Raw genomic sequence first — 4826 nt, 5'->3', positions numbered from 1 at the left:
TCAAGGCACGGAAACTTTTGCTGTTGTCTTTATGGTCATGGTAATTCATGTTGCAAAGGTACGCGTATGCGCGATATATAACAAATCTAAATTACATAAACTCTAATATAAAAATATCCTCAAGGACAAATCCACATTCGGCTGCTTTATTTTGCACATAGTTACCCACCCATATTTGTTTAGATGGGCCACAAACATCCATACTTTTCATTATCAGGTAGCCACCAACTTTTAATTTGTTGTAAGCCAAAGCTATCATATTGTCATTTGCCTCATATAGTTCTTCTTCACTATGGAAATAATCAAACCGCTTAGCTATCTTGGATTTAAAATTCCCATTATTGTTGACGTTTACTATAAATGGCAAATCCACGACAGCTGAATGTAATGAATTGGGACGTATATTATAGGCCTCACTTAAGGGCTGAATATCATCAGATTGTGGATTGACATCAAATCTGAGTTGAGGTTTCTTCAGATTTACATAAAAATTTCCGACAGAGTAAGTAAAATCACAATCATAAGTGTCTCTTTGAACATATAGGCGCAATATATTATACAGTATTTCATCTTGGCTATCACTTACAGTTTTAATGACTACAGAAGGCTGTGTAAAATCAAATGTTGACACCTTGTTAGTATCAATTTTTGACGCATCTGCATCAGTTAGGAGATACTTCTTTATCGTGTTGACAGAATATCCTGTTACTCTTGAAAGCTCTGCCAATGTCATATCAGGTTGTTCTTTCTTGAGTTTATGGATTAAACGTGCTTTCGCTACTTTTGCATCATAACGCCTGTCTATGTTGTTTATCCTGATAAATTTTCTTATTGCAGATTCTGATACTCCACACTTAAGCGCATTGTCTTTTACTGATAGGTTTGGGTCATATTTTAACTTGATGTTATTCATAGTATTTACGTTCTATTTCCTCTACAAATTGTTTCAATTCTGACAGATTTTGTGCGACATAACTTTGTCCTTTACATACTATGATGGCATTCAGAGACACTTGTTCTCTCAAAGCAAACAAGTCTGAAACAGAGATATCCAAATTAGCTGCAATACTTTTAATTGTAGATAGTTGAGGATTGCCATTGATTGCCCGACTAAGGCTTTCAGGGGCTATACCCATCTTTTGAGCTAAATCCTTTAGTTGAATGCCTCTTTGACGGCATAATTCTTTCACTTTGCTACTCAGGTTGTATTCCATACTCTATACTTTTGTTTGCAAAGGTACAAAATTGATATAAAATATCAACCAAGTAACAGATAATTAACTTTAGTTGGCCGTTTGTTTTTGGCTAAATATGATATTTGTGTTAACTTTGTAGTATAATAAATAACATATAAATCAATTCAGATATGAAAGTAGTATTATTCGCAAGGGTATCAACCAATATACAGGATTACGACAGACAAATCAATGAACTTACGGGATTGGCCAAACGTAATGGATGGAAGATTGCCGCATCTTTTGCAGAAAAAGTATCAGGCGCAAAGAAAAACAATGAGCGTACTGAATTATTGCGGATGGTTGAATATGTGGAAGCCAATCATATAAATAAAGTAGTGGTAACAGAATTGTCACGATTAGGGCGTGATACATTGCAGGTGCTTGAAGTAATTGAAATGCTCAATGCCAAAGGGATAAGCCTCTATATTCAGAATTACAACATTGAAACCCTTACCGATGATGGCAAAGTGAACCCGATGAGCCAATTCCTCATTACCATATTAGCGGAAGTGGCAAGGATGGAGCGAAAAACCATTAAGGAGCGTATGGATAGTGGGTATCAGAATTTCCGCGCCAATGGTGGGCTTGTCGGAAGGAAACAAGGATATCGAAAATCAGATGAAGCTATGAAAGAAGAGTATGCAGAGGAAATTCGGTTATTGAAAAGAGGATATTCTCTCAGAAATGTAAGCAAATTGACTCACACAAGCATTAACACTTTGCGAAAACTGGCCATAAAATTTTGTTAAATTATAGCTCTATCGCTTCAAAACGGCGCCAATTTTAGTTAAATATACTAAAAATACTAATTAAGATAAAAATAAAAATCAATTAAGAAATTCCACGCACTGATTATCAGAGAGTTACAAGCAAAAGTCGGCAAAAAGTCGGGATTTTAACACATTTCTTTCCAATGGCTTTTAGTAGTATATTTGCAACACAAACCATTAAAAAGGCAAAAAATATGGATATTAAAATTAAAAAAGTAAGCACAAGTATCAAAGCAAGTATTGCAGCTGAAATAATATGGAATGCTGCGATGAGTTTAGAAAATGAAATGCAAAATACAACAGATTGTTTCAGAAAATGTATGCTTGAATGTTACTATAATGAAGCGATGCGACTTCATAAGTGGATTGTAGAGTCTATAAATAGGTGTGCAGCAGAAGGAACAAGTCAGTTACTGTTGTAAAACCATATCAGAACTATAGTTATAGTAGAAAAGAATGATTATTCAATATAAAATAATGAATCGATATGAAACAAAATGCTATTATTTGTGTTTCGGAATCTCAAAAGAATCCGAAAAGGTATGAGAACCTTAGCATGTGTAAGCAATATGCTAAAGAAGCAGGTTGCAATGTAAAAGATGTGTTCAAATTCCCGTATGATGATTTTGAACAATCCCTGAAAGATTTGATAAGGACTTTAGAATCAAATCCCGAAGTAAATACTATCATTATATCTAATTGGACTAGAATCAGTCGTTGGCTCTCAAGGATTATGGATTTCTTGACAGCCTTAGATAGAAGAGGTATTGCTGTTTATGATGTCAGTATGGGGAAATACATAGCATATTTGGATATTGCATTGTCACCCATCCTTAAATTGACGGAAAGAGAATCTGTAACTAAACAAAGGAAAAGAGCATAGGAATTAAAATAAAATGGGTTTTACGCTTATCCCGCCGAACAGAAGTCCCTACTATAGTGCTGCTATGGTAGGGAGGCAAAAAACAAATAAGTGCAGTGATGCACACCTTATGTATAACAGCTATGTTGACTTTGGAAACATGCACAAAAATACTAAACGATGGAAAGAAGAAATATAGCAATGAAGAAGTGAAGCAAATACGGGAGTATCTGTACCTGCTGGCACAACTTCAGATAGAGAGTGGAAAAGCATTGACAAACCTAAATAATTGATTTTATGAAAGTAAAAGTAAATAATCAGACAAATGTAATCATTTACTGCCGTGTAAGTACGGACGAACAAAGAAAAGGTACAAGTGTAGAAGTACAGGAAGAAAGATTGAGAGAGTATTGCAAACGAATGGGTTACAATATCATAGAACTTCCTAACTTCAAAGAAGATGAGAGCGCAAAGACATTTAAGAAACGTCCTGTAATGCAATCCATACTAAAGTATATAAAGAGCCACAAGAAAGAAGTTGATAAATTGCTTTTTTTACGTTGGAATCGCTTTTCACGAGATTTGCCACAAGCGGCCAATGTAGTGCAAGACTTACGTTTTATGGGTGTAGAACCCAATGCTATCGAAGAAGAAATAGATTTCAATAACTCCAATTGGCCGACATTATTAGGTATATATATAGGTCAGGCGCAAGGCGATAACCTTAGTCGTTCCAAAGCAACCAAAGATGGTATCTATGGAACAGCATCTCAAGGCAAATGCTATAACAAAGCTCCACGAGGTTATAAAAATAAGCACCGTGTGGATGCAAACGGTATGGTAATAGAAAAGTATGTTGAGTTCAGCGAAGAAGCAAGGTCTATACGCAAAGCGTTTGAAGAATTTGCCAAAAGTACTATCAGTGCGGATTATGCAAGAAGAAGGTATTGTCCTCAAATTGCAGAAAGCACATTTATGGGGATGCTTAGGAATCCCTTTTATATGGGTAAGATAAAAGTACCTGAGTATAACGGAAAGCCGTCCTATTTAGTAGACGGACAGCATGAGCCATTGATAAGCGAAGAAACTTTTCAAAAGATGCAGGAATTGCTTGACGGAAAGAAAAAGGGAAAGCCTAAATTGTGCAAGCCAACTAATCCTGATTTGTTTCTGAGAAAGTTCCTTGTGTGTCCTATCTGTGGTCATGCCTTAACAGGTGCTACAAGCAGAGGCAATGGAGGAAAGTACACCTATTATAATTGCTGCCACGATGCCAAGCATATCCGCAAACGTGCAGAAGATGTCAATGAAGGCTTTGCCAAATATGTAGGAGCATTGAAACCTAAAGAAGAGGTGTTGAATTTGTATGAAGAAGTACTGAAAGATTTGCACGGAGATAGTAAACGTGAAATTCAAGCAGAGATAGACAAGTTGAAAAAGGAGGTCGCTGCAAAGCAATCTCAGATTGAAGAGGTGGAAGACCTGTTAATTATGGATAAAAATCACTCTGATAGATATAATCGCATCTTGGAACGGTACGAAAAAGAGGTGTCAGAGCTTCAAACCCGCATTTCTGCGCTCGAACTAACCAAACGAGGGAATATCGAACCAAAGCTGAGCTACGCTATGTTGTTGATAAACAATATAGATAAGTACATCCGTGATGCTCCTTTGGAGACCAAAATCAAGCTCATTGGTTCGATCTTTGAGGATAAAATCGAATTTGACGGTGAAAAATATCGAACCAACTCTTACAACAAAGTGCTTGACCTTATCTTTCAGCAAACCAATGAGTTGCGAGGGGGTAAAAAAGAAAAAGGAGAAAGATTTTCGTCTTTCTCCCATTCAGTACCCAGACCCGGGGTCGAACCGGGATGGATTTTACTCCACTGGTGTTTGAGACCAGCGCGTCTACCGATTCCGCCATCTGGGCATTCCGTTGAATTGCGGTGCAAA

General features: G+C 36.7%; 6 protein-coding genes, 1 tRNA gene and 1 pseudogene. 5 read left to right on the top strand and 3 right to left on the bottom strand.

Annotation, left to right across the window (positions count from 1 at the left end; translation table 11 throughout):
• Nucleotides 1-91: 91 nt before the first annotated feature.
• Together B5F78_RS15975 and B5F78_RS15970 are read right to left on the bottom strand one after the other, a co-directional pair.
• Complete coding sequence (locus B5F78_RS15975) at nt 92-913, bottom strand: hypothetical protein (protein ID WP_087407207.1); 822 nt, start codon at nt 911-913, stop codon at nt 92-94.
• Nucleotides 906-1214: a helix-turn-helix transcriptional regulator gene (locus B5F78_RS15970; protein ID WP_087407206.1), complete on the bottom strand. Its 309-nt coding sequence runs from the start codon at nt 1212-1214 to the stop codon at nt 906-908. Before B5F78_RS15970 ends, B5F78_RS15975 begins: the two co-directional genes overlap by 8 nt.
• A gap of 152 nt (nt 1215-1366) precedes the next feature.
• Between B5F78_RS15970 and B5F78_RS15965 the strand changes: the two genes are divergently transcribed.
• The 5 genes and pseudogenes from B5F78_RS15965 to B5F78_RS17885 all read left to right on the top strand — a co-directional run.
• Nucleotides 1367-1987: a recombinase family protein gene (locus tag B5F78_RS15965; RefSeq protein ID WP_087407205.1), complete on the top strand. Its 621-nt coding sequence runs from the start codon at nt 1367-1369 to the stop codon at nt 1985-1987.
• 164 nt (nt 1988-2151) lie between these two features.
• Entirely contained in the window at nt 2152-2430 is a 279-nt protein-coding gene (locus B5F78_RS15960) for a hypothetical protein (protein WP_087407204.1), read from the top strand.
• A 65-nt stretch (nt 2431-2495) separates the two neighbouring features.
• Complete coding sequence (locus tag B5F78_RS15955) at nt 2496-2891, top strand: recombinase family protein (RefSeq protein ID WP_087407203.1); 396 nt, start codon at nt 2496-2498, stop codon at nt 2889-2891.
• 98 nt (nt 2892-2989) lie between these two features.
• Nucleotides 2990-3163, top strand: coding sequence for a hypothetical protein (locus B5F78_RS17425; protein ID WP_162608577.1), 174 nt, complete (start codon nt 2990-2992; stop codon nt 3161-3163).
• Nucleotides 3164-3167: 4 nt separating this feature from the next.
• Nucleotides 3168-3977: pseudogene (locus B5F78_RS17885) on the top strand (recombinase family protein); the annotation flags it as partial.
• A 742-nt stretch (nt 3978-4719) separates the two neighbouring features.
• Here the strand turns inward: B5F78_RS17885 and B5F78_RS15945 are convergent.
• Nucleotides 4720-4803, bottom strand: a tRNA-Leu gene (locus tag B5F78_RS15945).
• Nucleotides 4804-4826 lie beyond the last annotated feature (23 nt).

The organism is Bacteroides sp. An279, assembly GCF_002159615.1.
Taxonomy (GTDB): domain Bacteria; phylum Bacteroidota; class Bacteroidia; order Bacteroidales; family Bacteroidaceae; genus Phocaeicola; species Phocaeicola intestinalis.
The sequence above is the reverse complement of the archived record's forward strand: the minus strand, read 5'-3'. Positions and strand labels throughout refer to the sequence as shown.

What these genes read in the sequence shown, in the direction of transcription:
- B5F78_RS15955 (WP_087407203.1), top strand. Translation starts at nt 2,496, where the DNA reads ATGAAACAAAATGCTATTATTTGTGTTTCGGAATCTCAAAAGAATCCG.
- B5F78_RS15970 (WP_087407206.1), bottom strand. Translation starts at nt 1,214, where the DNA reads ATGGAATACAACCTGAGTAGCAAAGTGAAAGAATTATGCCGTCAAAGA.
- B5F78_RS17425 (WP_162608577.1), top strand. Translation starts at nt 2,990, where the DNA reads ATGCACACCTTATGTATAACAGCTATGTTGACTTTGGAAACATGCACA.
- B5F78_RS15965 (WP_087407205.1), top strand. Translation starts at nt 1,367, where the DNA reads ATGAAAGTAGTATTATTCGCAAGGGTATCAACCAATATACAGGATTAC.
- B5F78_RS15960 (WP_087407204.1), top strand. Translation starts at nt 2,152, where the DNA reads ATGGCTTTTAGTAGTATATTTGCAACACAAACCATTAAAAAGGCAAAA.
- B5F78_RS15975 (WP_087407207.1), bottom strand. Translation starts at nt 913, where the DNA reads ATGAATAACATCAAGTTAAAATATGACCCAAACCTATCAGTAAAAGAC.